A 25,417-nucleotide genomic window follows, 5' to 3' on the forward strand; every position below is an offset into this window, starting at 1 on the left:
GAGTCGCAGCGGGCCGGATCTGTGTCGTCCTTGCAAAGGCGGACAAGTCAATGTTCGGTGCGGTCCCCGTTGGAGTGGGTGGGGGTTGAGCGGCGGAAACTCGGCGGCTGGGGCTCGTCCACATGATGGCGGGGCGTTGTGCTCGGGAGCGTCCTTCGGTAGTCGCGCAGAGAGGCGTCGGACAGCGACCTGCGGCATGTCGCCTCGATGAGACGTTCCATCAGAGCGACATGCCGCTACTCCACGGGATGAGGGTCAGAGTTTGAGCCGGGCCCAGACCCACTTGCCGCCGGACGGGTCGGGGGTGTGGCCGCACTCGGCGGCGAGGGCCGCGACGATCGGGAGGCCCCGGCCGCCGTTGTCGTCCCAGTGCTCCTCGGAGACGTCCAGCGTGTCGAGCGTCATGTCCATCAGCGGGCGTACTCGGGGGGCGGTCGGACTGGCGTCCCACACAGCGATGAGGACGCCGGCGGTGTCGCGGCTGCACTGGTAGCGGATCTCCTTGCCGGGCGTGGCAGTCACGGCGTTGGTGATCAATTCCGAGGCGATCAGGAATGCATCGTCCGAAATGTGCGTACAGCCCCATTTGTCGAGTCGCGACCGCGTGAGCGTACGCGCCAGTCCGGGAGCCGCTTGCGATGCAAGAATGGGCATCAACAGGCAGTCAGGCGTTGTGATCATCGTCGAGCCTCTCGGGCGCTGTTTCTTTGTTTCTCCTCCAAGGATGGGCAGTTAGAGCTACCGTCTTGTGTATCTCCGAAAACCGGAAACACGGGAGGTTGCATGGCCCGCGTCAGAGACCCCCTCGACCCCAAGATCTCGCTCTGGCACTTTCTGGCCTATGCCCTGCGCTTTGAGCGGGAGAAGCACGGTCTCTCGCTGGCGCAGTGTGGGGAGATCATCAACGCTGCTCGTTCTACTGTTTCCAACATCGAGGCAGGCAGGCTCAAGCTCGGCGATGACCAGGCAAGAAAGCTCGATGCGCGGTACAACACCCCGCACATGTTCGAGCTGCTGATCTACTTCGCGAACGCGTCCCATGATCCGGACTGGTTCCGGCAGTACACCGAGTACGAATCGAAAGCCGAAATCATCCGGATCTACCAGGGGCAGGTCATACCCGTCCCATTGCAGACAGAAGACTACGCCCGAGCGTTCCTTGGCGTGGCGAGCGTCAAGGATGTCGACCGGGCGCTGGCGGCGCGGGTCGCTCGTCAGGACGCGATCTTCAATCGTCCGAATCCGCCCGTCCTGTTGGTCCTGCTGGATGAGGACGCGATAGATCGTCCAGTGGGCGGCTGCGACGTGATGAGGGCGCAGCTTCAGCATCTACTCGATCTGGGGGAGCGATCGGATGTGATCATCCGCGTCGTCCCCAGGAAGGTCGGCGCGCATATCGGCCTCAATGGGCCGTTCCAGGTCATGAGCCACGAGTCCGACGTCGCCTACATCGGTGCGTTTCACGGTGGGCGATTGGTCCAAGATCCTGTTGAAGTGCGGGAGCTCGCCGTAGATTTCGAGATGATCGGGGCGAAGGCGCTGAGCGAGGACGCGTCCCGGACCCTGATCACTGAGATCATGGAAGGTTTCGCATGACGATCTACTGGCGCAAGAGCTCCCGCAGCGGAAGCGCGACCGATGAAGCATGTGTCGAACTGGCTGTGCTGCCCGAAGGAGTCGGGGTCAGAGACTCCAAGGATCCGGACGGCGGACGGCTTATCGTGAACCGGACGCAACTCGGAAGCCTGATGCAGGCGATCAAGGAAGGGGCTCTCGACCGGGCCTGATGTGAACGCGGGCCGGTCTTGGGGCGGGTGGCTTGCTTCAAGATCGGCCGGCTCGGCGGGGGAGTGACGGATGGAGAGGGGTGCGGGATGAGGCCGACGTTGGCGGCCGATGAGGTTCGGCGGAATCTGACGCAGTACCTCACGACGACCTTCGCGCTGGCGGACGAGCAGATGCGCGCGGGGATGCTCCCTTCCCCATCCTGAGCAGAGCATCTCGCCGAGCTGGCCAGTGACCGTACGACGATTCAGGCAGCTGCCGCGGTTCGAACCAGGACCGGCCGGCGTAGCCCTGCGGTGTCGACCGGCCCCGGTCATCGTCGCAGCGGGCGGAGTCGCTCACCTGAACTGACCCGTCCGGCGCGCGCACTGCCCTGGTGATGGCGCGGCGTCGGCTTGGAAAGCGCGCCCCGGCCGCCGCGTCGTCCCGCGCGGCCACTGCGAGCCCCTGACCGGTCTAGCCGCGCTCATCCGAAACTGTTCCGCGCCTTCCTCCACGCCTGGGACGAACGACACGACCGGCGCTGCGGCATCCAGTCGCTGGGCCCTCGCCGAACTGGTAGCCGCAATGCCCATCCCAGCCTCTTCGCGGTCGCCGGACACCTCCTGGACCCCCACCCGAATCGCTGGGCGGAGCGAGGCGAGACGATCCGGGCCCCAATCGATCATCTCCGGGTGGCAGATGTCTTCGAGACGAAGACGCCCCCCCCGCGACGCGCCTGCGCGTCGTCGCCCGCGAGATGTTCAGCGCCCACCCCTGATGCGCCTACTGGTGCGAGCCCGGCAGGTGCGGCTCAGCACCGCGGAAACGAAGCGAGCCCGCTGCTTTTACTAGATCCTCGACGAGGAGTACAACCGCGCCCCGCCTCACCTTCACCACCGCCGTCCCTGGACGCTTACGGTCGGTCGCAGCGGGGGTGATCCTGGCATTCCTCCTCGCCGGCACCCGCGCCCGCAGAACCTCAAGCCGCTGAGCACCGTACGGGCACCTTGCCGACCGTGCCTCGGCACATCGACGCGAGAAGCGTCGAAACCGCCGTTTGCCCCAAAGACCTGGCAAGTGTGGCGTATCGGTCAAATGTCTTCTTACTCGTCTGGACAGGGGTGGTTCGCTACCATCTCCGCGTGTCTGCCTCGGAATCGACGCGCCGAAAGCTGTTCGAGCTCGGTGGCCGACGATGCGCGATGTGCCAGCGGTCCCTGGTGATCGAGGCCGCGCCCAACGGCGCCGACTACAACATCGCCGAGGCGGCGCATATCGTCGCGGAGCAGCCCGGAGGCCCCAGGGGCGCCACGGACCGTCCGGCGGACATCGACGGCATCGACAACCTGGTTCTGCTCTGTCCGTCCGACCACCGCACCATCGATAAGGGTGACGGTCCGCGGCTGTGGCCGCGCCGCAAACTCCTGCAACTCAAACGCGACCACGAGTCCTGGACGGCCGTACTCGCCGAACGGCCGTCACTTCCCGCGAACAGCCACCACGTCCGGAAGAGACCGCCGGGCCCGGGTGACGTCATCGTCGTGGACGGCGAACCGTACCGGCTGTGCGGAGAGGACGCCGTGCGCCGGGACGTCGCCGACCACGCGGAAGCCGCCTACGAGACAGCGGGGCACCCAGGCGGGTCGGGCATCTGGTATCAGGGGCACGCGTACGGGGAGGGCGGGACCCAAGGGCATGCCTGGCTGCGCAGATCAGAAGCGCCCCCGGGCACTGGCCGCCTGCGGGCCGCGCTCGCCGACGAGGCCGCGCTGCTCCTCGACCTTTCCTTCCTCCCCGGCCTGCCGTCCCTGCTGGGCGTGGAGATGACGGTGGACGCGATCACAGTGGTGACGGTGATGCCGTCGCCGGTGACGCTCCACGACCGGCTCACCCGCACCCGGCCGATCCCCTCCCACGACGAACTGACCTTGCTGGCGGGCGCCCTGCAGCCCCTCGGCGACGTGCTCGGGTCACTGCACGACCGCGGCCTGGCCCATCGGGCATTGGGCCCCGGGACGATCCTCATGCCGGAACCGGGCACCGTCCTGCTCCGCGACCTCGGCCTCGCGACCGCCTCACCTCGCGCAGGGGAGCGGGACGACCGCCACCATGCGCCCGAGCAGGCGGCGGGCGCGACGCCGCCCGGACCGCCGGCCGACGTCCACCGCCTGGCCCGCATCCTCTACGAGCTGATCACCGGGCGCCCCGCAGGCCGGCGCGGACGGCACATGGCGCCCTCCGTGCTCAACCCGGCCGTCCCCGCGGCCTGCGACGAAGTGCTCCAACGGGCGCTGGATGCCGACCCGGCGCCCAGGCCCGGGGTTCGAGCGTTCGCGGCCGCCCTGCGGACGGCGATCGAAGCCCCCGGGTACGCGCGACCCTCCCGCCACCGCCGGAACTGAAAACCCCTCACAACGCACGATGGCCGAAACGGAGTGACGCGGTGCCTGAACGCCAAGTCGACCTGCCAGGCGCGATCCATCTCATTCCCTCGCTGCGCTTCGTCGAGAAACTGGCGGAGCAGCGTGCCCGCTACCCGTTCCTGCCTGACGCGGAGGGCATCCGGCGTGATCTGGGCGTGCTCGCTTCTCGGGGACCGATACCGGCGCGGGTGGAGAGCGGGCGCGGCGGCCGCGGCGACTTTCTCAAGATCTACATCGACGGCCGCTACGTCCTGACCCTCAACGTGACCAAGCGCGGGAACGGGTACTCGGTCAGCAGCGCCTTCCCGATGGGCTTCGAGCATCACGACGAGATCGTCCGCGGCACGCTGCGCCTCCAGGCCCCGGCTTGGATCCTCCACCACCGGATCCAGGAGATGCCGTTCGACGCCGGTGCTCATTGGGACCACCTGCAAGAGCAGTGGCGGCTGGTCAACCAGGACGGGCAAGCCTCGGTCGCCGGCGAGCCCTCGCTGCCGAAGGCGCACGAAGAGTTCCTGGACGTCCTCGACGCCGTGATCGAGGAGGGCCGCCGCGTCGAACTGGCCGCCGCCCGCACCGACGGCATGATCTCCTATCGCCGGGTGGAGGCGTCCGCCGCGCGCCGCAGGTCCGCCCGGAGCGTCCACGACTTCCAGCTCATCGGAAGCCACCGCCCGCTCGTCGGCGCTCGGCTGCACGTCCGCGGTGCGCCGGACCTGCGCGGACGCGTCGACTTGTTGCGCGGGACCCTGATGACCGTCCGCTTCGAACGCCCCGTGGACCTCGACGCGGTCCCCCGGGTGGGCGCCTTCGTCGAGTCGCCCTCGACCATCCCGTTCGATCGGCAGGCGGAGGCGGTGCGGCTGCTCCGCGACGGGCAATCGGCCAACCCGCACCTGCTGGACGTCCTGGCCGGGCACCGGTTCCGTCCCTTCACCCCGCCGACGGCCGAGCCCGCCCGCGCCCTCGATGACAGTCAGCGGTCGGCGTTCCGCAAGGCACTCGCGGTGCCCGACGCAGGGCTGATCCTTGGGCCGCCGGGCACCGGCAAGACCCGCACCATCACCGAGATCGCTCGCGCCTGCGCGGCGACGGGTGAACGCGTCCTCGTCACCTCCTACACGAACCGCGCCGTCGACAACGTCCTGCAAGAACTGCCCGCCGATCTGGTGGTCCTGCGTGTGGGTCGCGAAGACGGCGTCACGCCCGGCTGCGAGCATCTGACACTGGAGGAACAGGCGGCGACGCTCCAGGGGGAGATTCTGCGCCGGACCGAGGCCGCCTTCCGCTCCTATGCGCCCGCCGAACCGGGTCGGGGTGAGGCGGCCGACTGGCTGCGGCAACTGGACGCCTCAATCGGCGTGCTCCGCGAGGCCGAGGCCGCCGAGCGGCAGGCCGCCGACGCACTCAGAAAGCGGGCCGCCCAGCTCACCGCGGGGGTGGACGAGCGGGCACGCGGCCTGACCATTGTCGCCGACCAGCATCGTCGCGAACTCGCCGACCGTGACGCCCTCCTGGCCGCCCTGGCCGACAGGCGGGACCGTGCCGAGGCCAGGACCCGCTGGCCGCTCATCGGCCCCCTGCTGCGAGGACGCGTGGACCGCCTCGCCGACGAGCATCGGCAAGACCAGCTCCAACGCGAACACCTCCAGGACACGCTCGACACCGTCCTCCAGAACCGGGAAGCCGCCCTCGACGAAGCCCGCCGGATCCGCGAATCCTCACCCGAACTGCTGAAACTCCGCAGTTCGCTGGACGACGCGAGCACTGCGGCCGGCGATAGCGCCCTCGCGGCCGCCGCGGACGCCGGAGAACTCCGCACGCTGATCTACGGTGTTCCCGTTCCCGCGATGCCCGGCCGCGGCCTGCCAGAACTCGACGCGTTCCGCGAACATGCCGCGCGGGCGCTCGACCTCATGCGCCGCCGCCTGGACCTGCTCGCCGAATGGCGCGGGCACCTTGGCAGCCGCACCGAGCAGCTCTACCCGGAACTGGCCCGCTACGCCGACGTGATCGGCGCGACATGCATCGGCGCCGCCACCACCCGTGCGCTCAACGGGCTCGACTTCGCCCTCGCCATCGTCGACGAGGCCGGGCAGATCAGCACCCCCAACGTGCTCGTCCCGCTCGTGCGCGCGCGCCGCGCGGTCCTGGTCGGCGACCACAACCAGCTCCCGCCCTTCGTCGACGGGCAGGTGGAGCGCTGGGCGCGCAACGACCCCCGCGCACGGGGCCTCGTCACGAAGAGCGCCTTCGAGTTGCTGTTCCCCGGCGTCCCCGAAGGGCACCGCGAGATCCTGCGCTACCAGCGGCGCATGCCACCGGTCATCGCGCGGTTCATCTCCCGGCAGTTCTACAACGGCTTCCTGGAGTCGGACGTCGAGCGCCCGCACCGCGACGCGCTCTTCGACTCGCCACTGGCGTTCGTCGACACCGCGGGCCTGCCGCAGCGGCAACGCCACGAGCGACGGCCCCGCCCGGACGAGCGGTGGGCCGAAAACGGCTACGCCAACGACGCCGAGGCCCGCGTCATCACCGACCTCGTCGGCCACTACGACGGGAGGGTGGCCGACTGGGCGGTGATCCTTCCCTACCAAGCCCAGGTCGGACTGGTCACCGAGATGCTCGCCGGACGTATCGGCGACGATGAGCGGGCGGCCGCCGGCGTCGGCACCGTCGACTCGTTCCAGGGCGGCGAGCGCGACCTCATCGTCTTCGGATTCACCCGCAGCAACGCCTCCGGTGCCATCGGATTCCTCAACGAACTCCGCCGCGCCAACGTCGCGTTCTCCAGGCCCCGCCGGCTGCTGATCCTTGTGGGCGACTCCACGACCCTGATACGGGCCAACGACCCCGCCTTCCGTTCCATGGCCGAGTCGCTGCTCCATCACATTCATGACAACGGCGCCGCACGCGACGTCCGCGAGATCCGGCCGCTGATCGCACGGGAGGAAGGACGATGAGGGAACCGCTCTACGACGCGGCCCGTGCCGTGGAGGACGCCGCCGCCCTCCCGGACACGCAGCCTGTGCGCCTGCACCGGATCGCGCTGCCGCTGTTCGCCGTCGAGATCGACGCGCTCATCGAGGACCGCCAGCCCTACGACCTGCTCGACCGATTCATCGGCCGCGCCATCGCCGAGGCCGGGCTGCGGACCGTCCCGGAGATAGCGGCCTTCCTCGGGCTGGACGATGCGATGGTGGACCGCGTCCTGCGCTTTCTCAGCGGGGTGGGGCACATCGCTGGACTGCCCGACGGGACGTTCGCCCTCACCGACCTCGGCGCCCGGTCCGTTCGCGACGACACCCGCTACGTGCCCAAGCGCGACAGGCAGAAGCTCTACTTCGACGGAGTTCTCGGCGCCCCTCTCCCCGCCGCGTACTACGGGCGCAAGGTCGTCGTCTGGGACACGGCGCAGGCCACCGAGCAGAAGTGGCACCGCCTGATGAGCCACGCCTGCGCCTTCCGGAACGACGCCCTGCAGCGTCTCGCGGAGCGCCCCGACCGGCGGGACTTCAACGTTCCGGACGAGCTCCGCGAAGTGACCTTCCAGGCCCTCGACAACGCCTACCTCCCTTGCTACTTGATCCGCACCCTGACCTCGCGCGGGCCGTCCCTACTGGCGTACTCCGCCGTCTCCGACGCCCGCGACGAGCATCTGGAACGCCTCTGCCTCGGCTGGCCCGCCCTCACCGGCACCCTCGACTCGGGCGACTCCGGCGACGTCCGCGCCGAGTTCGGCAGCTGGCTCGCCGAGCGCGACATCGACCCGGCCCGGCTCCAATGGACCGACGCCGGGACCCTGCGCCTCACCCTGCCCGCCGCCCGCTTCAATGCCCGTACTGCGACGGGCGGCCGCAAGGGAACGTTCTCCCTGGTCCGCCTCGGCTCCTACGTGACGTTCCGCAGCCACGTCCTGCAACTGTGGTGCGACGATCCCCGCCTGCGCCGCGAAGCCATCCTGGAACGCACGCTCAACCGTGTCACCGCGTCCCGGAAGCTCGGCGCCGACGAGGCCGAAGACTTCTTGACCCGTCTCAGCGTCCAGTTGGAGACGTCCCCCGTCACTGTGGACGACCTTCGACGTCATGCCCACCACAGCGGGGAGACACCCTTGCCCTTCTGACCGGTGATGGCCAGCGTGACCTGCTCTGACGAACGGATCCGCCACGGGCGGTCGAGCGCCTGTCACGCGGTGGACGAGGGGGTGGTGTAGATGAGGCCGACGTTGGCGGCCGATGCGGTTCGGCGGAATCTGACGCAGTACCTCACGACGACGTTCGCGCTGGCGGACGAGCAGGTCCACGACAGCTTGTAACCCATCCTCAACATGCGGGCTGGGCTGCCAGGCCGCAACAACGCGCAACGGCAGGCAGGAGGTCGCGATGGCTGCTCTACGGTTGGTCGCAATCGACCCCGGTACCGACGGCGGGCACTGCCCCGCCTTGCTCGTGGATGACGCCACCGGCGACCTGCTGTTTCAAGGGCCGCAGGTGACATCCGAGGCCGAGCTGACGGAGGTCAGCGGGCAGAGCCCCATCGGCCCGAACGAGATAATCGGACGTATCCCGGCACGTATGCGGGATGTCCTGTTGAAGGCGCTGCTGGAGGAGGCCGATGCGAACACTGGAACTGAGAAGCTTTGACGAGCTGATCAGCGGGTGCACATCGCAGGCGCTCCACCTGGAGATGCGCGATGCCTACGTGCCCTCAGACCCTTCATTCCGTGACCCCATACATCAAGTTCGAGTACGCGGTCACTGAGTCGATGAACCTTGCCGCCGGCGAGCAGGTGCGGTGGCTACCTCGCCGCCAAGCCTCGGACCTGGCGCTTCCCGGTAACGACTTCTGGTTGTTCGACGACCGTCTGATTCGTTTTCACCATTTCGCCGGCGACGGCGAACACATCGTGGACGAGCTGACCGATGACCCGGCGGCGATCAAGCTATGCGCCACGGCCTTCGAGGCCGTCTGGGAACGAGCTGTCGATCACCGGAAGTACCGGATCAGCTAGAACGCCGCGATGCGGCGTCGCAGCCGACGTGACCTTGGGCGCCCTTCTCGTGCGCCCTCACCCGCAGGAACCCTCGGCGGCGAGGCACCGCACATACCGCGCCTCGGCGGCTCTCCACCGGCCACCGGCACAGCGTCTGCACGCGGTGGCGTCGCATGCCCACTGTGGCCAGGTCTTGGCGGCGGAATCCCGGCCGACGTGTCAGATGCGCCCATTAAGCTGCGGGGATGCGCGATAAGGAAGGGAATTTAGGCGAGGCCTACCCTTGCTGCCGACGAGGTGCGGCGGAATCTGACGCAGTACCTCACGACGACGTTCGTGCTGGCGGGCGAACAGGTCCCCGACGCGGGGATGCTTCCTCTGCCATCCCGACCCGGGGGATTTGGGGTCTCGCCTGCGCATTCGCGGGCCGTAGTGGGTCGCCGACCTGGTCAGCGACCGTATGCGTGGGGCGGGGACTGGCACGGGTTTGGGTCGGGGCGGCCTGCCCTGCGGTGGCGGCTGGGGCCCGTTATCGTCGACGTGCAACCCGTTTCCGTCCGCGCCGCATCGGACGGAGGAATCCGCCCGGAGGACGTCGATGCCCCTCGAACCACGTTTCCGGCGGGTCGCCGCTCTCCACCGTTCCTTCGTGGACAGAGAGACAGTGATCGCCGCCTTCGTCGAGGTGTTAAGCGTCCGGCAGGGCTCGCCGTGCGTGTTCAACGTGGTCGGGGTGGGCGGCATCGGCAAGTCCAGGCTCCTGCGGGAGCTGGGGGAGCGCAGTGCCGAGACGCACCGGATCGCGACGCTCGACCTCCAGGTCCCTGCGATGCGGCAGCAGGAGGACGCCCTTGCTGTCCTGCGCGTCGAACTCGGCCGCCAGGGCGTCCGGTTCGACCGCTTCGACATCGCCTACGCCGTCCTATGGCAGCGACTCCACCCGCACCTGCGCCTCTCACGTAACGACCTCCCGTTCGTGGACGAGAGCGAAGCACTCTCCCAGATCCTCGACGGCGCGTCCGGCGTCCCGGTGTTCGGCACCGGCGTCGGACTGCTCCGCCTACTGGGCAAGGCCAGGAGCGGGATGCGGCAGCGGCACCGGATCAAGTCCGACGAAACGCTCAGCCAGTTGGACGACCTCACCAACGCCGAACTCGCCGACGCCGTGACCTACCTGTTCGCCGAGGACCTGCGCGACGGCTCCGACCGCCCCTACGTGATCTTCGTGGACGCCTACGAGGCGCTCGGTACGTCGTCCGCCGGTTCCGGCCGGGCGGTGTCCCAGGACGTGTGGCTCCGCGACCTGATCGTCCAGCTCGACAGCGGAGTGGCCGTCCTGGCCAGCCGGGAGCCGCTCACTTGGACGACCCACGACCCCGGCTGGGCGGACGTGATCCACCACCAGCCGGTGGACGGCCTCCCGATGGCGGCCCGCCTGGAGCTCCTGGCCGACGGCGGCATCACCGACCACTCGGCACGCCACGCGATCGCGACCGCCAGCCAGGGCCTCCCCTTCTACCTCCACCTGGCCGTGGACACTCGCACGACGGCGCGGCAGTCAGCGGTGGTCTCGTCCGAGGAGATCCTGCAACGTTTCCTGGCCCACGTAGCTCCCGATGAGATCCGCACGCTCGAACTGCTGAGCGTGGCCCGGGTCTTCGACTATGAGATCTTCCAGGCGGTGGCGGACGCGTTCGACCTGCCCCGGCACCGGATGGCCTGGGAGTCACTGACCGCTTATTCGTTCGTCTACCCGGCCGGCCCCAACGGCTGCCGCCTCCATCAGCTCATGCGTGCCGCCCTGCACCGGCGGTTGTCGCAGGGCGCCGCTCAGGACGTGCAGGCCGTCCTCCGGAGAGTCTGGGACGCCCGGGCCGCGCAGGACCACGCGGCGGAGGATGGTGTGGCCACCCGGGCACGCGCCATCCGGGAGGCGGCCTTCTGCGGCCTGCGCGCGGGCGCGCTGCGCGGCGAAGACCTCCTGGCGTACGCGGACCGGGCCATGACCTCCGGCGGCAAGCACGGCGTGGACGGCATCGCTCAAGACCTGCGCGAACACCTGGACACGGGCGCCGGAGACGCGGGTGGCGACGAGGGGGACCTGGTGCAGACCGCCCGCTGCTTGGCGGCCGAATCCGCCGTCCTCCTCGGGGACGCGGAAGCCGCCACGCGACTGACTCCGTCCATCGACTGGCCGCTGGACGACGTCCCCGGTGCGCGCCTGGCGCTGGCGGGCGCGCACGGACGCCGCATCGCCGGGGCGACCGGCGAAGCCCAGCGCCTCTTCCGTCAGGTGTGGAACCAGCACTCGGGACCCGCCCGGCTGCGCGCGGGATTCTCAATGGCGGACCTCGACATGTGCCAGGGCCGCTTCGGTGACGCGCTGTCCATCACGCAGCAGATCCTCGCCGATGCGCCTGACGACGATCTCGTGCTGCGCGGCGACGTGGCCCGTCTCCAGCACCTCGGGTACCGGTTCGGGTTCGACCTGGACGCGTCCGCCCGGTCGCTGGAGACGGCCGCCGCGTTCTACATGCGGGCCGGCGCCATCATCGGCCAGGCCGACGTCAAGACCAATCGGGCGGAGCTGCTGGCCTGGACCGACCCGTCCGGTGCTCTCGACGCCGCTGCCGACGCCATCGAGGTACAGTCCGAACTCGGCGCCCATCACGAGATCGGCAAGGCGTTCACCGCCCTGGCCATCGCGCAGTGCCGGCTCGGGCAGCACGCCCCGGCCGCCGCGTCGTTCCAATCGGCGACCGAAGCCCTCGAACGGGCTCGCTACCGTTCCGGCCGCGCCCGCGCGGAACTGTTCCGCGCCTTCCTCCACGCCCGAACGGGCGACACCACCGGCGCCGTGGCATCCACCCGATGGGCCATCGCTGAGCTGGTGGCAGCCGAGGTCTATCCCACCCTCCTCATGGTCGCCGGACACCTCCTGGACGCCCTCGACGCGGCCGATGAGCACACCGCGGCGGTCACGGAGCGCGCCCGCGCCCAGATCAGCCCGCCGAACCTGCTCGGCTTCCTTGACGACCGGGCGAAGGCACTCGTGACGGCCATGCTGGAGGACGGATGAACTGGCGGGACGTCTACGATCGCGCGCAGGCGCAGGGAGACTCCTCGGCCGGCTACTACAACGACAACATCCGCGTCGACACCCCCGACGGCCCGGTCATCGTCCGGATACCGATCCACGGCGCCGACATGATGGATCTGCGGCCCTGGCGTGAAGACCGCGTCCTTGCCGCCATCACCCCGCACGTCCGCGACGCCCCGCGGCTGCTGCACACTTCAGTCGACCCGCCCTTCCAGATCCACGAGTTCATCCCAGGGCACGTCCTCAACGACGTCGCGCCGCGCGGTGTCCCCGTACCGCCGCACGTGCTGGACGACGTCGTGCGGCTGTTCACCCAGCTCACCCGCGTTCCACGGCTTCCGGACGTCCCCGCCTCCTGGCCGGCCGACCAGGACACGACCGCCTTCGCGCGTCTCCTGTCCGACCTGACGCGGCGCGTGTACGACACCTTCCGTGACAAGTACGCCGACCTCTTCGCCGCCCTCGTGATCCCCGTCGACCCCCTCGGGCCGGTGGACGACCTATGGCGCGGGCACACCCCTCGCCCCTTCACCTGCGTCCACGCCGACGTCCACCGCCGCAACATGATCGTCGGCGACGACACGACCACATTCCTCGACTGGGAACTCACCCTCTGGGGCGATCCCGTCTACGACCTGGCCGTCCACATACACAAGATGGGGTACTTGCCGGACGAACAAATCACGCTCACCACCCGATGGCAGACCGCCATGCCGTCCGACCACATCACCGGCTGGCAAAAGGACCTGGACGCCTACCTGACCCACGAACGCATCAAGTCGGCGATCGTCGACTCCATCCGCTACTCCCAACTCTTCGCCCGGAACGGCCCGTACCCATACCCGAGGCACCAGCTCATCGACTCCCTGACCGCGAAGCTGGACGCCGCCCGCCCCTACTGGGACATTTGCGAGCCCATCAACCCCCGAATCGTCGACGAGGCCCTCCGCTCGCACTGAACGCCCGGAGCGTAATGCGACGCCGCCGACCCAACGAGAGCCCGGAAAACACATCGGTGATGCTGGGCCGGACCACGGTTGTCCAGGTGCACGGTCTGAGCGGAGTTCAGGAGGCCACCCCGGCGCGAGCCGGTTCAGCGGTGCCGCTCTGTGGTCACGCCGGTTGCGAGGTCTGAAGATCACCACCGGTCTATCTCGTGCGAGTTCTCTTCAGACAGCGCCACCACCCGCCTGACGCCCCCGACTTGCTCGGCGTGCACTCGCATGTTGGCGAACGCCTCGCCGGCCGTCTTTGCCTCCTCGGGAGGGAACTCCGGAAACGCGAACAGAGCCAGCGTGACAAGCTGTGCGATCTCAAAGCGGCTGGATCCGTATCCGGTCACGGATCTGTTGGCGAAGTTCAATTTCAGGAAATTTCCTTCAGTTGATCTCACCGCAACCCGCCGGACTTGTGCGTTCGGCCCGGCAGTGGAAATAACCTGCATGAAGTCGTCGTCACTGAAGACGTCTCTGTCGCCCTCGGACTCGCACGTCCATTTGCGGCCCTCCTCGACGAACTCAATTGTTCGGACGGGAGTTCTGTCCCTCATGAGCAGCCGTAGCCGCTGCAGGACGTGCTCCAGTGGCACGCCTGTGGATTTCTCGGTCTCCGGCAACTGGTCGGCGCTACTGTACAGGCGAAGGAGGGCTCGGCGTGTGCGGAAGGCGAGGCCGCCGTCTTCGATGGTGAAGTACGCAAACCTTTTGCCTGGTAGGTCGTTTGCTTCGGAGGTGACTGCCGCACAAGCTCGTGCTTTCAGGCGGTCGGTGTTGGCCCAGATGAGTTCCTGTAGATTTTCGGTCGGCTCTGAAAGATCCAGGCTCACCAGCTGATCGAACTTCAGCGAGTAGGCCAGATTGCGCCAGAACAGGGTGTCTCTGATCCACTCCTGTTCGAGGAGGAAGAGCAGGGCGCTGCTGTCGAGATGATCCTGCTTCACGGCCGCTGGGAATAGTGAGGCAGGCTGCCCTGAGCCTACCCAAAGAGCCTGCAGAACCTGGAGGAGCCGGTCGGTGCGATCCGGATCCAGAACCCCTGCGATTCGGTCGGCCGCGCTGGCCGTCCGTTCGGGATCACCCCGCTTCGCGGATTCGAAGCCGTCCTCGAAAAGCGTCGCGGTATCGGCGGCCTCTCCTCGGTCGACGACTCCACGTCCCCCTTGGAGGACGGCGGCGGAGGCGAGGCCCAACAGGTCGCTTTGTCGCCTTCTGTCCAGGAACTCGTCGGCGCCGGCCGCATCGGTGATGAGTACACCGTGATCTTGTGCCTCGGATGATACGAGCGAATTGTGCTCCGCTGACGCCGATACCGAACCCAGGCCGAAGAAGATGGGTTGCCGATCTGGTACGAACCCGATGTCTTCTGCAAGATGCTCGGGGTTGGTGTCGGCGCGGATGAACAGCTCGCGTGGACGCTCCTCACCTGGCCAGCTAAGTACGAGATCGGGGACAAAAGTGTTGTTGAAATAATCCGTGCTTCTGATCCGGACCCGTGCATCCAGTGCGCGGACCCGGTTGATGACTTCGTCCTTCACCGAAGAGATGGAACGTGTGAGGTCCGCGATACCCGCGTACCCCTCGGTGTCCGCCGAAACACGATGACCAGTCATGACTGACCTCGCCTCCTGCGAATCCGCTCCAGCTCGCCGAGTTCCTCCGGGGAGATGACGAGCTTCTCCTGCCGCTCCGACAATACGATGAGCCAGAGACGATCGGCTACATCTTTGATTCGGCTGTCGTTAATCAGGGTTTCGGACTTGTCGTGATCCTCGGTGCCCAGGACGCGCACTCGTTCGTGGAGAACCCCTTCCCTGACCTTTGCTGGAGAGCAAAGCTCGTTCCAGCTCGTGACGTTGAAGGGGCACCAGGTGATCCACATGAAGTTCTGCGCGTTGCCGGGGTGTTCACCTAGCGCTACGTAGCATTTCGCGAGGTAGCTGAGGTAGTGCGAGCCCTGATCGGCGGGCGTCGAGTACCCCTTCACCTCGGCGAGAAAAGACTGATGTTCCAGCCCTTCTCCCCGCAGGATGCCGCCAAGGTCGAAGGAGAAGTTCTCGTCGTCGAACGGCCACGAGAACGTCAGCCGGTCGCCCCCGAATTGATCGGTGACCAGCCAAGATGCCCGGACGCGGGTCGTGTAGTCGAGCCAGAGTCTTGCTCGTCGTGCATGGTCCGCGCCACGGACATGGAGTTCTTCCCCGGGCATGGCGGGAGCATACCGGCTCGGTCCGCAATTCTCGGGCAAGCGGCAGGAATCGCCCATCGGTTCCCAAGTGCGGGCCTCCGCAGTCGAAGGGCTGATCCGTGCTGACTCGATCGCTTGCCGCTTTCATGGAGTGGGTCAACTTTCGTGCCGACCTGGGCGATTGACCGGTGGCGGTCACGCTGGCCTGCCCCGAACGGCCGCGGGACTGTCCCCAGGCGTAGATAGCCTGTCGCAGGTGGACGAAGGGGCGGTGTAGATGAGGCCGACGCTGGCGGCCGATGAGGTTCGGCGGAACCTGACTCAATATCTGACGACGACGTTCGCGCTGGCGGACGAGCAGGTCCGCGAGGGCTTGGAACGCTTCCTCAACCATCCTGAGCAGGGCATATTCCGTGGCCCTTACCTGCGCATCCGTACTCCCTTCCGCATGGAGGGCGACGGGTGGCGGGGCCTGCTCCAGTGGGCGCCGGCCGGGTTCGTCCCGTACCGCCATCAGGCCGCCGCGTTCCGGCGCCTGACGACGTTCAACCACAGGGCGGAGCCGACGCTGATCACCACGGGGACCGGCTCCGGCAAGACCGAGTCGTTCCTGATCCCGGTGCTCGACCACTGCCGCAGGGCACGCGCGCAAGGCAAGACAGGGGTGAAGGCCGTCCTCCTGTACCCGATGAACGCCCTCGCCACCGACCAGGCCCAGCGGCTCAACGAATACCTCCAGCAGCCCGGCCTCGGCGACGTCACGGCGGGCCTCTACATCGGTGACACCCCGGAAACCGGCTACGCGCGCGTGTACACGCAGCGGGCGGAGATCCGGCGGTCGCGTCCCGACATCCTCATCACCAACTACAAGATGCTCGACCTGCTCCTCCAGCGCGCCGACGACCTGCGGCTCTGGGAGGGCGCCGACCTCGCTTTCGTCGTCGTGGACGAGTTCCACACCTACGACGGCGCGCAGGGCACTGATGTGGCGATGCTGCTCCGGCGCCTCGCGGCGGCGATCGGGCACAGCGAGCCGGGCAGGCCGCTCGGCAAGATCTGTCCAGTCGCGACGAGCGCGACGCTGGGGGAGAGCGGGGACGGGGCCGAGATCCGGCAGGTCGCCGAGGCGGTGTTCGGTACTCCATTCGACCCTGACTCGGTGATCGGGGAGGACCGGCAGAGCACCGACGAGTTCATCGAAGAGGCCGGGATCGACTACACGCTCCCCCTTCCCGACCCGCAGGAACTCGCGTCCATCCCCGACCCGCACGGCGACGACGGCGCCATGGCGCAGATCATGCAGGCCGTCACCGGGCGGGACTCGCTCACCCCGCAGGAACTCGGCAAGGTACTGCGGCAGCACATCCTCACCAGCGCCGTCCTGGAAGTCCTCGACGGGAGACCGCACACGCTCGGGGAGATCCTCGAACTCCTCCCGCGCAAGGGCGCCTACAGCTGGGGCACGGCGATACGACTGTCTCCCATGCATGCGGCGGCGGCACTCGCGCGGTTCGTCGCCCTGCTGTCCGAGGCGCGGGACCCTGACGACGCCGACCGTCCCTTCCTCCACGTCGAAACGCATCTGTGGGTGCGGTCGGTGACGCGGCTGCTGCGTGCGGTCGGTCCCCGGCCGGGGTTCGGCTGGTACGGGGAGGCCCCTCCGGTCGACGCGGAGACCACGGCCACCGGCGGCGGCAAAGAGATGCTTCCCGCCGTGTACTGCCGCCACTGCGGACGGTCCGGATGGGCGGCGATCTCCCCGGAACGCGACCCGCACGACCTGGTCACCGACCCGGCCCGCATCTACCGGTCCGGCATCTCCGAAAAGCGTCTCGTCCGGCCGCTGATCACCGCGACGCGGCGTGAGGTGGAGGCGCAGGCGGCGGGGGAGCAGGGCGGCCCGAAGGTCCTCGTCCTGGCGGCGAACGGGCAGCACGTCCGGCCGCTCGATCCCGAAAAGGACCTGGAGAACTCGACCAGGGCCGACTTCCGGGACGTGTTCGTACTCACCGACCTCTCCCACAGCAAGGAGAGCAACCGGGACGCCGAGAACGACCGCTGCCCCGCCTGCGGCATGGAACAGGGCACGCGTTTCCTCGGCTCCGGGCTGGCGGCGCTCGCCTCCGTCGCGGTGACGGAACTGTTCACCGGCGGCCAGCTCGAGAAGCAGGAACGCAAGACCCTCCTGTTCAACGACTCGGTGCAGGACGCCGCGCACCGGGCCGGGTTCGTCGCCAACCGGTCGTTCGGGTTCTCGCTTCGCCTTCTCCTCGCGTCCCAGCTGGACGGCGCCGACGGGCCGAAGCCGCTGCACGAGCTGATCTCCGACACCGTCAAGGAGGCCAGCGTCCCCGAGTACCTCCCCTCGGTGGTGCCGCCGGACCTGCACGACCGCGACGACGTGGACGCGCTCCTCGCGGGCGAATCCGAAGGGTCGGCGCGGACCTGGACGCTGATCGGGGAGCGGCTCGCGTTCGCGTCCGTCCTGGAGTTCGGCCTCCGCTCCCGGCAGGGCCGCACGCTCGAACTCACCCGGACCGTCGCCGCCGAGGTCGCCGTCGATGACATCGACCGCATCGCCGACCTCGCCCGCGACCTCCAGCTCGCCGGACCGGCCGCGCTGACCGGCCTCCCCGGCCACGACACCTACGTCGCGTACGTGCGCGGCCTGCTGGAACGCATGCGGATGCGCGGCGCCATCAAACACCACTGGCTCGACGCGTGGATCGACGGCGCCGGAACCAAGCGGTACATGACCATCTGGGGCAAGCGCCCTGACGGGATGCCCGCGTTCCCGCGCGGGCTGGCCGCGCCGCGCTTCGTGCTGGGCGCGCCGAAGAACCGCAGCGAGTTCGACGGGATCACCGGGCGGCACAGCTGGCTCCAGGACTGGACGGCCCGCTGCCTCGGCCTCGAACACGGCGCGTCCGGCCACTACCTGTCCCGGCTGCTGAACGTCCTCACCGACGAGGACGTCATCGCGCGCCGCACCGCCGGGGACGGCGCCACACCCGTCTTCGGCCTGCGGCCCGGCCACGTCCAGGTGCGCAAACTCGACGACGACCAGGTCGAGGGCGCCGGCGTGTACTGCCCCGTCTGCAACTGGCAGCAGACCGTCCACCCCGAACGCCTGCGGGAATGGGTCGAGGCGCACTGCCCGCGCTACCGCTGCATCGGACGCCTCGACACCGACACCCGCCGCAGCGACCTGTACGAGAACGACTACTACCGCCGCCTCTACCGCAGCGCCCGCCCGTTCAGCGTCATCACCGCCGAGCACACCGGTGCCCTCACCCGGCAGCAGCGCGAGACCGTCGAGCAGCAGTTCCGCGACGGCACCCGCTACAGCGACCCCAACGTCCTCGCGTGCACGCCGACGCTGGAACTCGGCATCGACATCGGTGACCTGTCCGCCGTCGTCCTCGCGTCGCTTCCACGTTCCCCGGCCAACTACGTCCAGCGGGCGGGACGGGCCGGACGCAAGACCGGCAACGCCTTCCTCCTCACCCTCATCGGGCGGAACCCGCGCGACAAGTACTACCTGACCGACCCCACCGACATGATCGCGGGCGACATCGTCCCGCCCGGCTGCCACCTGTCCGCCGTCGAGATCCTCCAGCGCCAGTACGTCGCGCACCTCGCCGACCTCGCCGCCCGCGAACGCTTCGACGGGCTGCCGCCGATGCCGCGGCTCGCGTCCGCGCTGTTCGGCGAGTCCGGATGGCTGACCGCGTTCCAGGACGCCGTCCTCGCCCAGGCCGACGCCCTCGCCGACGGGTTCCTCGCCCTGTTCGCCCAGGGCGACCCCGAGACCGGCGTCACCGAGGAGGCCGCCCTGCGGCTCCGCGACTTCGCCGCCACGGGGCTGAAGGAGGCCATCGCCGCCGCGGCCCGCGTCTGGGACGAGCGGCTCGCCGACCTGCGCGCCCGCCTGGATGTCATCGACGCCGCGATCGCCGCGATGATCGACTCCGACCAGCAGCAGCGGAACCGCCGCAACGAACTGCGCGCCGAACGCCGCGCCGTCCAGGCGCGCATCGGCGAGATCGGACGCAGCGACGCCCACGGCACCCTCGTCGAACTCGGGCTCCTGCCCAACTACTCGCTCATCGACACCGCCACCGCGCTGGAGGCCACCCTCACCTGGGAAGAGCGCGTCGGCGACGAGACCGGCGAGGGCCCCGCGCCCGCCGACCGGCAGCGGACCGACCGGGCCCGCGGCGACCGGCGCTTCCACAGCGAACTCCGCGAATACGAACGGTCCGCGTCCCTCGCCCTCACCGAACTCGCCCCCGGCAACCACTTCTACATCCGCGGCTACCGGCACGAGGTCACCGGACTCGACATCGGCACCCCGCAGCGCCCCGCCTACCAGCAGTGGCGCGTCTGCCAGGAATGCGGCTACGTCCGCACCACCGCCGCCGCCGAGGACCACAGCCCCTGCCCGCAGTGCGGCAACGAACGCATCGGCGACAGCAGCGGCCTGCACACCGTCCTCATCCCCACCCGCGTCACCGCCCACGACCTGCGCGACGACGCCCGCATCCGCGACGACCACGACGACCGGCAGCGCCGCTACTACGAGACCGCCGTCGCCGTCGACATCCCCCGCGAAGAGATCGCCCCCGGCGCCTGGCGGCACGCCAAACGGGTGTTCGGCGTCGACTTCACCCGCCGCGCCGTGATCCGCCGGTTCAACCTCGGGTCGCTGCGCATGGACCGTCCCGCAGGCGACCCGTTCGCCGGGGACCTGCGCCGGCTGAACCCGTTCTACGTGTGCCGGACGTGCGGCGGCGCCACCGCCGACGGCCCGCCCGACGGGGACGGGCGGCTCACCGGCACCAGCTCCGGGTACGACACGTCCCGCAGCCACCACCGCCCCTGGTGCCCGCAGCGGCGCGGCGGCGACGTCGAGCACGAACCCCTGATCCTCGCGCACGAGCTGCGCACCGAGGCGCTGCGGATCCTCGTCCCCATCGCCACCACGATGATCCCCGAGCGGACCGTCACGTTCGAGGCCGCCCTGATGGCCGGGATCGCCCGCAAGTACGGCGGCGACCCCGCCCACCTGCGGATCGTCACCGCCACCATGCCCGACCACCTCCACCACAGCGGGCACCGGCGGCGCTTCCTCGTCCTGCACGACACGCTGCCCGGCGGCACCGGCTACCTGCACCGCATGTCCACCGAGGCGGGCTTCCGCGAAGTCCTGCAAGAGGCGTACGAGGTCGTGTTCAACTGCCCGTGCGCCAACGAGGAGGACGGCAAGGCCGCCTGCCACCGCTGCCTTCTCCGCCACGTGCGGGGCGAGGAGTTCGACAAGGCCGACCGCGGCCTCGCCGTCGAGATGCTCGCCGACCTCCTGGAGGAGTGGGACACCGCGTCCGTCGCCAGCACCGACGACATCTCCCTCGTCAACCAGGTCGAAAGCGAACTGGAGGCCCGGTTCCTCGACGCGCTGATGCGGTGGGCGCGCAAGCCCGGCGGCGGCCGCGCTCTCAGCTCCGGCCCCCGGCTCAACGACCGCCGCACCGCCGACCTGCGCATCACGTCTGGAGACGACGTCGTCCACTGGCAGGTCATCCTGCAGAACACCATCAAGGAGACCCGGCCCGACGTCTACTTCAAACGGCTCGACGGGGCGCCTCTGGAAGTCGCCGTCTACCTCGACGGCTACAACTACCATGCCGCCCCGCACGCCAACCGGCTCGCCGGAGACGCCGCCAAACGCGCCCGGCTCCGCGCCCACGGCCGCGTCGTCTTCCAGATCACCTGGGACGACGTCGAACACTGGGAGAGCGGCCTGTTCCCCGAATCGCCCGCCTGGGTCCCGTACCAGGGCATCGCGCAGGGACGGGCACGCGAGGGCTACCTCCACGGCGGCGGCGACCCGGCCGAGCTGGCCGACCTGATCTGGGCCAACCCGATCCAGACACTGCTGGCCTTCCTGTCCGATCCCGAAGGCGACCGCTGGCGGCGCCGCGCCGAAGCGGCGGTGACCGGCCTCGTGATGCCCGGCGCGGAAATGCGGCGCGCCTCGCCCGACGGGATCGGTGACCTGCTCACCGCCGCCGTCCGCGGTCACGCCCTGCCCGAGCCGCCGCCCGGCGACCTCATGCTCGTCCGCACCGACGACGCCGCCGGCTGCCCCCTCACCGTCGTCGCGAACGCCCGCACCCGCGCCTGGACGGCCCTCGCCGTCATCGACGACCGGACCGCCGCGATCGAGGCCGACGAGGACGCCCACCGCCGCCGCTGGCACGCTTGGCTCTACTGGGGCAACCTCCTCCAGTTCCTGTCGTACGGGGAAGGCGACGGCGTCCAGCTCGCCTACACCGACCTCTCCGGCTTCGACCCCGCCGCGCTCGCCGTCACCGGTGGTGCGGGCCTGCTGCCGGCCCTCAGCCTGCTGCCGCCCGACACCGACGACCTGCCGCCCGGCAGCGTCCAGGAAATCCGGCCGGAACCCGAACCCACCCGGCCCGACCCGCAGCAGGCGAGTGCGCAGCCGGCCCCGGCGGACGCCGAGGCGTCCCCGCCGCCCGGCGCCGCCGCGCCGGGCCCCGCCTGGGCCGAAGCGCTCGACCTGCTCGACCCCGACGAACCCCACCTCGCCGACCTGGCGCGCTGCCTGATCGCGCACGGCGTCCCCGCCCCCGAGGTCGGCTACGAACTGGGCGAACAGGCATGGCAGGCCGAACTGGCCTGGTCGGACGCCAAGGTCGCCGTCGTCCTCGCGGGCAACGACGACGAGGCCACCGGCCGCTACCACGCCTACGCGAAGGCCGGCTGGGAGACCCGCTCGGCCGCCTGGTGGGACTGTGACGAACTGGCCGAACGAATCAAGGCGGCGAACCCATGACCACGCAGGGCGAGGCCACGCTGCGGCTGCTCGACAAGGCCGACAAGGAGATCCAGAAGCTGCCGCGCGTCGTCAAAGGCGCGATCTACGAATTCCAGCACGACTTCCGCAAGAACCCCGACGCGCGCGGCCTGCGGCTCAAGCAGCTTCAAGGCCACAACCGGCTGTACTCCGCCCGGATCAGCGCCGAGTACCGGGCGCTGCTGCTGCACGCCGGCAACCGCGACTACATCCTCGTCGCCGTCAGGCACCGCAAGGACGTCTACGACAACCTCGACCGCTACCAGTACAAGATCAACGATGTGACGGGCGGGATCGAGTTCGTCGACCTCGTCAGCGTCGAGGAGAACGTCTCCACGCCCCGCCCGGCCCGTCCCGCCCCGGCCGTCACGGCGCAGCCGCCCGCGGAACCGCCCGCGGAACCGGCCGCGTCCCCGCCGCTGTTCGCCGCCCTCACCGACGACCAGCTCCTGCAGCTCGGCGTCGCCACCGCCCTGCTCCCGCTCATCAGAAAGATCACCACCGAGGACGAACTGCTCGGCCTCACCGAACTCGCCCCGGCGCTCACCGAGGAAGTGCTCCTCGAACTGTATTTCGGGAAGACGTTCGACGAGGTCCTCGACAAGATCACCGCACCGGTCCAGGCCGAGGACGACGTCGACACCGAGGACTACGCCACCGCCCTCAGCCGTCCCGCCACCCGCGTCACCACGTCCGACACCGAACTGCAGGCCGTCCTCGAAGACGACTTCGGCCGCTGGAAGGTCTTCCTGCACCCCGGCCAGCGCAAGCTCGTCGAACGACGCAACAAGGGCTCCGCCCGCGTCAGCGGCGGCCCCGGAACCGGCAAGACGATCGTCGCGCTGCACCGCGTCAAACACCTCGCCGACCGGCTCCCGCCGGGCGGCAAGCCCGTCCTGCTCACCACCTACAACAAGAACCTCGCCGCCGACCTCCGCAAACGCCTCCTCGAACTCGGCGGCCCCGAAACCGTGTCCCGCGTCGAGATCGTCAACATCGACAAGCTCGCCGCCGACGTCGTCGCCCGCGCCGAACCCGGCGGCAAACGCCGCTGGATCGACGACGCCAAAGCCGTCCAGGAATGGCGCGACCTGCTCCTCGAACTCGGCGAAAGCCGCTGGGACCCCGAGTTCCTGCACGCCGAATGGACCCACGTCATCCTCGGCATGGCCGGCAACTCCCGCGCCGACTACTTCCGCACCCGCCGCCCCGGACGCGGACGCAGCATCGGCCGCGCCCAGCGCGCCGAGATCTGGCGGCTCGTCGAGAAGTTCCGGCTCCGCCTCGACGAGAAGAACCTGTGGACGTACCGGCAGGTCGCCGAACACGCCGCCCGCCTCGAACAGGAACGCGCCGAAAAGATGCGCCGGCATCAGGAGGGCAGCCTCAACGTCCACCGCGAGGACGCCTCAGTCGCCCGACTGCGCCCGCGCTACTCCCACATCGTCGTGGACGAGGCACAAGACCTCGCCGCCGCGCACTGGAAGATGCTCCGCGCCATGGTCCCCGAAGGGCCCGACGACATCTTCCTCGTCGGCGACGTCCACCAGCGGCTCTACGACAACTACGTCTCACTGAGCGTGCTCGGCATCAACATCCGCGGGCGCCGTTCGTCGCGGCTCACGCTCAGCTACCGCACCACCCACGAGATCCTCGGCTCCGCTGTCCGGCTCCTCGGCGAAGAATCGTGGGACGACCTCGACGGCGAGACCGACGAACTCACCGGCTACCGTTCCGTCCTGCGAGGCTCCCGTCCCGCACTGCACGGCGCCACGACGTGGGAGGACGAGCAGGACTACATCGCCTCCCGGGTCAGCGACCTGATCGACGGGCCCTCACCGTCCATCGCGATCAGCGTCCCGGAACGCGCCATGGTCGCCGAGATGGAGGCCCGCCTCGCCCGCGCCGGCATCCCCGCCGCCTCCATCGGGCCCGGCGGGCCGCGCGCCGACGACGTCGTCCACGTCGGCACCATGCACCGCTTCAAGGGCCTCGAATACCAGCACGTGATCGTCGCCGGTGTCTCCGACGGGCTCGTCCCGCAGGCGTACCTGCGCAAATGGGAGCAGTCCGACCCGGCCCGGTACCGGCGGGAACTCCAGCGCGCCCGCTCCCTGCTGTTCGTCGCCGCCACCCGAGCCCGCGACACCCTCCACATCACCTGGCACGGCGACCCCAGCCCCTTCCTGGGGGACCGGTGAAGATCGGCGACCGCTACACGCGCGGCAAGCCCCTCGGCATCGGCGGCATGGGAGAGATCTGGGAGGGCACCGACGACCGCCTCAACCGCAAGGTCGCCATCAAGGTCATCCGCCCCGGCCTGCTCGACCGCTCCGCCGCCCGCCGCCGCTTCTACCGGGAGGCCCGCATCCTCGCCCGCCTCCGCCACCCCGGCATCCCCGCCCTGTACGACTTCGGCGCCCACGACGACGACCTGTTCATCGTCATGGAACTCGTCCCCCGCGCCGTGAGCCTCCGCGACCTCATCGCCGAACGCGGCGACGACCTGCTCCCCGTCCCCTGGGCCGCCCTGATCGGCGCCCAGTTCTGCGCCGCGCTCGCCGCCGCGCACGCGGCCGGGCTGATCCACCGGGACCTCACCCCGTCCAACATCGTCCTCGCCCCCGACGGCACCGTGAAGATCCTCGACTTCGGCGTCGCCGCCGCCGTCGACCGCGCCGAATACTCCGCGATCACCCAGCCCGGCGAGGTTCCCGGCTCCGCCCACTACATCGCGCCCGAACTCGACGGCCACGCCGGCGCCGACGTCCGCAGCGACCTGTACTCGGCCGGCTGCGTCCTCCACGAACTCCTCACCTGCCGTCACCCCGCCGAAAGGCCCGCCGGGTTCCGCGACGACCTCCCGGAAAAGTTGGCGCACATCGTCGACGCCCTGCTCGCCGACGACCCGTCCGCCCGCCCCGCCACCGCCGCCGACGTCGTCCGCGCGCTGCTTCCGCACGCCCGCGACCTGCCCCCGCTCCCGGGCTACTACACCCCCGTCCCGGACGACCCGACCCGCCTCTACGCCACCGCCCTATCCACCCTCCCCGACTAACCGCGCG

Annotated in this window: 16 protein-coding genes; 12 read left to right on the forward strand and 4 right to left on the reverse strand. The window is 69.4% G+C overall.

Annotation, left to right across the window (positions count from 1 at the left end; translation table 11 throughout):
- Window positions 1–255 precede the first annotated feature (255 nt).
- On the reverse strand, window positions 256–681 hold the full coding sequence (locus AB0C35_RS09280; protein WP_358452355.1) for an ATP-binding protein: 426 nt from the start codon (window positions 679–681) through the stop codon (window positions 256–258).
- 102 nt (window positions 682–783) lie between these two features.
- On the opposite strand from AB0C35_RS09280, the gene AB0C35_RS09285 reads away from it, so the two are divergent.
- The 5 genes from AB0C35_RS09285 to AB0C35_RS09305 all read left to right on the forward strand — a co-directional run bounded on the left by AB0C35_RS09285 (window position 784) and on the right by AB0C35_RS09305 (window position 8,316).
- Window positions 784–1,596: a helix-turn-helix transcriptional regulator gene (locus tag AB0C35_RS09285; RefSeq protein WP_358452357.1), complete on the forward strand. Its 813-nt coding sequence runs from the start codon at window positions 784–786 to the stop codon at window positions 1,594–1,596.
- Complete coding sequence (locus tag AB0C35_RS09290; protein WP_358452359.1) at window positions 1,593–1,787, forward strand: DUF397 domain-containing protein; 195 nt, start codon at window positions 1,593–1,595, stop codon at window positions 1,785–1,787. Before AB0C35_RS09285 ends, AB0C35_RS09290 begins: the two co-directional genes overlap by 4 nt.
- 1,122 nt (window positions 1,788–2,909) lie before the next feature.
- Window positions 2,910–4,169 carry a hypothetical protein gene (locus AB0C35_RS09295; RefSeq protein WP_358452361.1) on the forward strand — a complete coding sequence of 420 codons (1,260 nt, stop codon included), beginning with the start codon at window positions 2,910–2,912 and terminating at the stop codon, window positions 4,167–4,169.
- Window positions 4,170–4,210: 41 nt separating this feature from the next.
- A complete protein-coding gene (locus AB0C35_RS09300; protein ID WP_358452363.1) occupies window positions 4,211–7,153 on the forward strand; it encodes an AAA domain-containing protein in 2,943 nt (980 codons plus the stop codon).
- Window positions 7,150–8,316, forward strand: coding sequence for a hypothetical protein (locus AB0C35_RS09305; RefSeq protein ID WP_358452365.1), 1,167 nt, complete (start codon window positions 7,150–7,152; stop codon window positions 8,314–8,316). Before AB0C35_RS09300 ends, AB0C35_RS09305 begins: the two co-directional genes overlap by 4 nt.
- Window positions 8,317–8,378: 62 nt before the next feature.
- Here the strand turns inward: AB0C35_RS09305 and AB0C35_RS09310 are convergent, their stop codons facing one another.
- Window positions 8,379–8,513 (reverse strand): hypothetical protein, encoded by a 135-nt coding sequence (locus AB0C35_RS09310; protein ID WP_358452367.1) that lies wholly within the window; start codon window positions 8,511–8,513, stop codon window positions 8,379–8,381.
- 62 nt (window positions 8,514–8,575) lie between these two features.
- Here AB0C35_RS09310 and AB0C35_RS09315 point away from each other — a divergent pair, with 62 nt between their 5' ends.
- The 4 genes from AB0C35_RS09315 (at window position 8,576) to AB0C35_RS09330 (ending at window position 13,245) form a co-directional block, all read left to right on the forward strand.
- Window positions 8,576–8,836, forward strand: coding sequence for a hypothetical protein (locus AB0C35_RS09315; RefSeq protein WP_358452369.1), 261 nt, complete (start codon window positions 8,576–8,578; stop codon window positions 8,834–8,836).
- Between the two features lie 80 nt (window positions 8,837–8,916).
- Window positions 8,917–9,204, forward strand: a complete 288-nt coding sequence (locus AB0C35_RS09320; protein ID WP_358452370.1) for a DUF6879 family protein — start codon at window positions 8,917–8,919, stop codon at window positions 9,202–9,204.
- Between the two features lie 631 nt (window positions 9,205–9,835).
- Complete coding sequence (locus AB0C35_RS09325; protein WP_358452372.1) at window positions 9,836–12,265, forward strand: hypothetical protein; 2,430 nt, start codon at window positions 9,836–9,838, stop codon at window positions 12,263–12,265.
- Window positions 12,262–13,245 carry an aminoglycoside phosphotransferase family protein gene (locus tag AB0C35_RS09330; RefSeq protein ID WP_358452374.1) on the forward strand — a complete coding sequence of 328 codons (984 nt, stop codon included), beginning with the start codon at window positions 12,262–12,264 and terminating at the stop codon, window positions 13,243–13,245. Before AB0C35_RS09325 ends, AB0C35_RS09330 begins: the two co-directional genes overlap by 4 nt.
- Window positions 13,246–13,424: 179 nt before the next feature.
- On the opposite strand, the gene AB0C35_RS09335 is transcribed toward AB0C35_RS09330, so the two are convergent.
- Both AB0C35_RS09335 and AB0C35_RS09340 read right to left on the reverse strand, forming a co-directional pair.
- Window positions 13,425–14,819 carry a hypothetical protein gene (locus AB0C35_RS09335; RefSeq protein ID WP_358452376.1) on the reverse strand — a complete coding sequence of 465 codons (1,395 nt, stop codon included), beginning with the start codon at window positions 14,817–14,819 and terminating at the stop codon, window positions 13,425–13,427.
- Window positions 14,820–14,890: 71 nt separating this feature from the next.
- Window positions 14,891–15,490, reverse strand: coding sequence for a hypothetical protein (locus tag AB0C35_RS09340; RefSeq protein WP_358452378.1), 600 nt, complete (start codon window positions 15,488–15,490; stop codon window positions 14,891–14,893).
- Window positions 15,491–15,746: 256 nt separating this feature from the next.
- Between AB0C35_RS09340 and AB0C35_RS09345 the strand changes: the two genes are divergently transcribed.
- Genes AB0C35_RS09345 through AB0C35_RS09355 form a run of 3 tightly spaced genes read left to right on the forward strand, consistent with a single transcriptional unit; the run spans window position 15,747 to window position 25,410 of the window.
- Window positions 15,747–22,331, forward strand: coding sequence for a DEAD/DEAH box helicase (locus AB0C35_RS09345; protein ID WP_358452380.1), 6,585 nt, complete (start codon window positions 15,747–15,749; stop codon window positions 22,329–22,331).
- On the forward strand, window positions 22,328–24,553 hold the full coding sequence (locus tag AB0C35_RS09350) for a UvrD-helicase domain-containing protein (RefSeq protein ID WP_358452382.1): 2,226 nt from the start codon (window positions 22,328–22,330) through the stop codon (window positions 24,551–24,553). Before AB0C35_RS09345 ends, AB0C35_RS09350 begins: the two co-directional genes overlap by 4 nt.
- On the forward strand, window positions 24,550–25,410 hold the full coding sequence (locus AB0C35_RS09355; RefSeq protein WP_358452384.1) for a serine/threonine-protein kinase: 861 nt from the start codon (window positions 24,550–24,552) through the stop codon (window positions 25,408–25,410). Before AB0C35_RS09350 ends, AB0C35_RS09355 begins: the two co-directional genes overlap by 4 nt.
- The last annotated feature ends 7 nt before the right edge of the window (window positions 25,411–25,417 follow it).

The sequence above is a fragment of the Spirillospora sp. NPDC048819 genome (genome assembly GCF_040650055.1).
GTDB lineage: Bacteria > Actinomycetota > Actinomycetes > Streptosporangiales > Streptosporangiaceae > Spirillospora.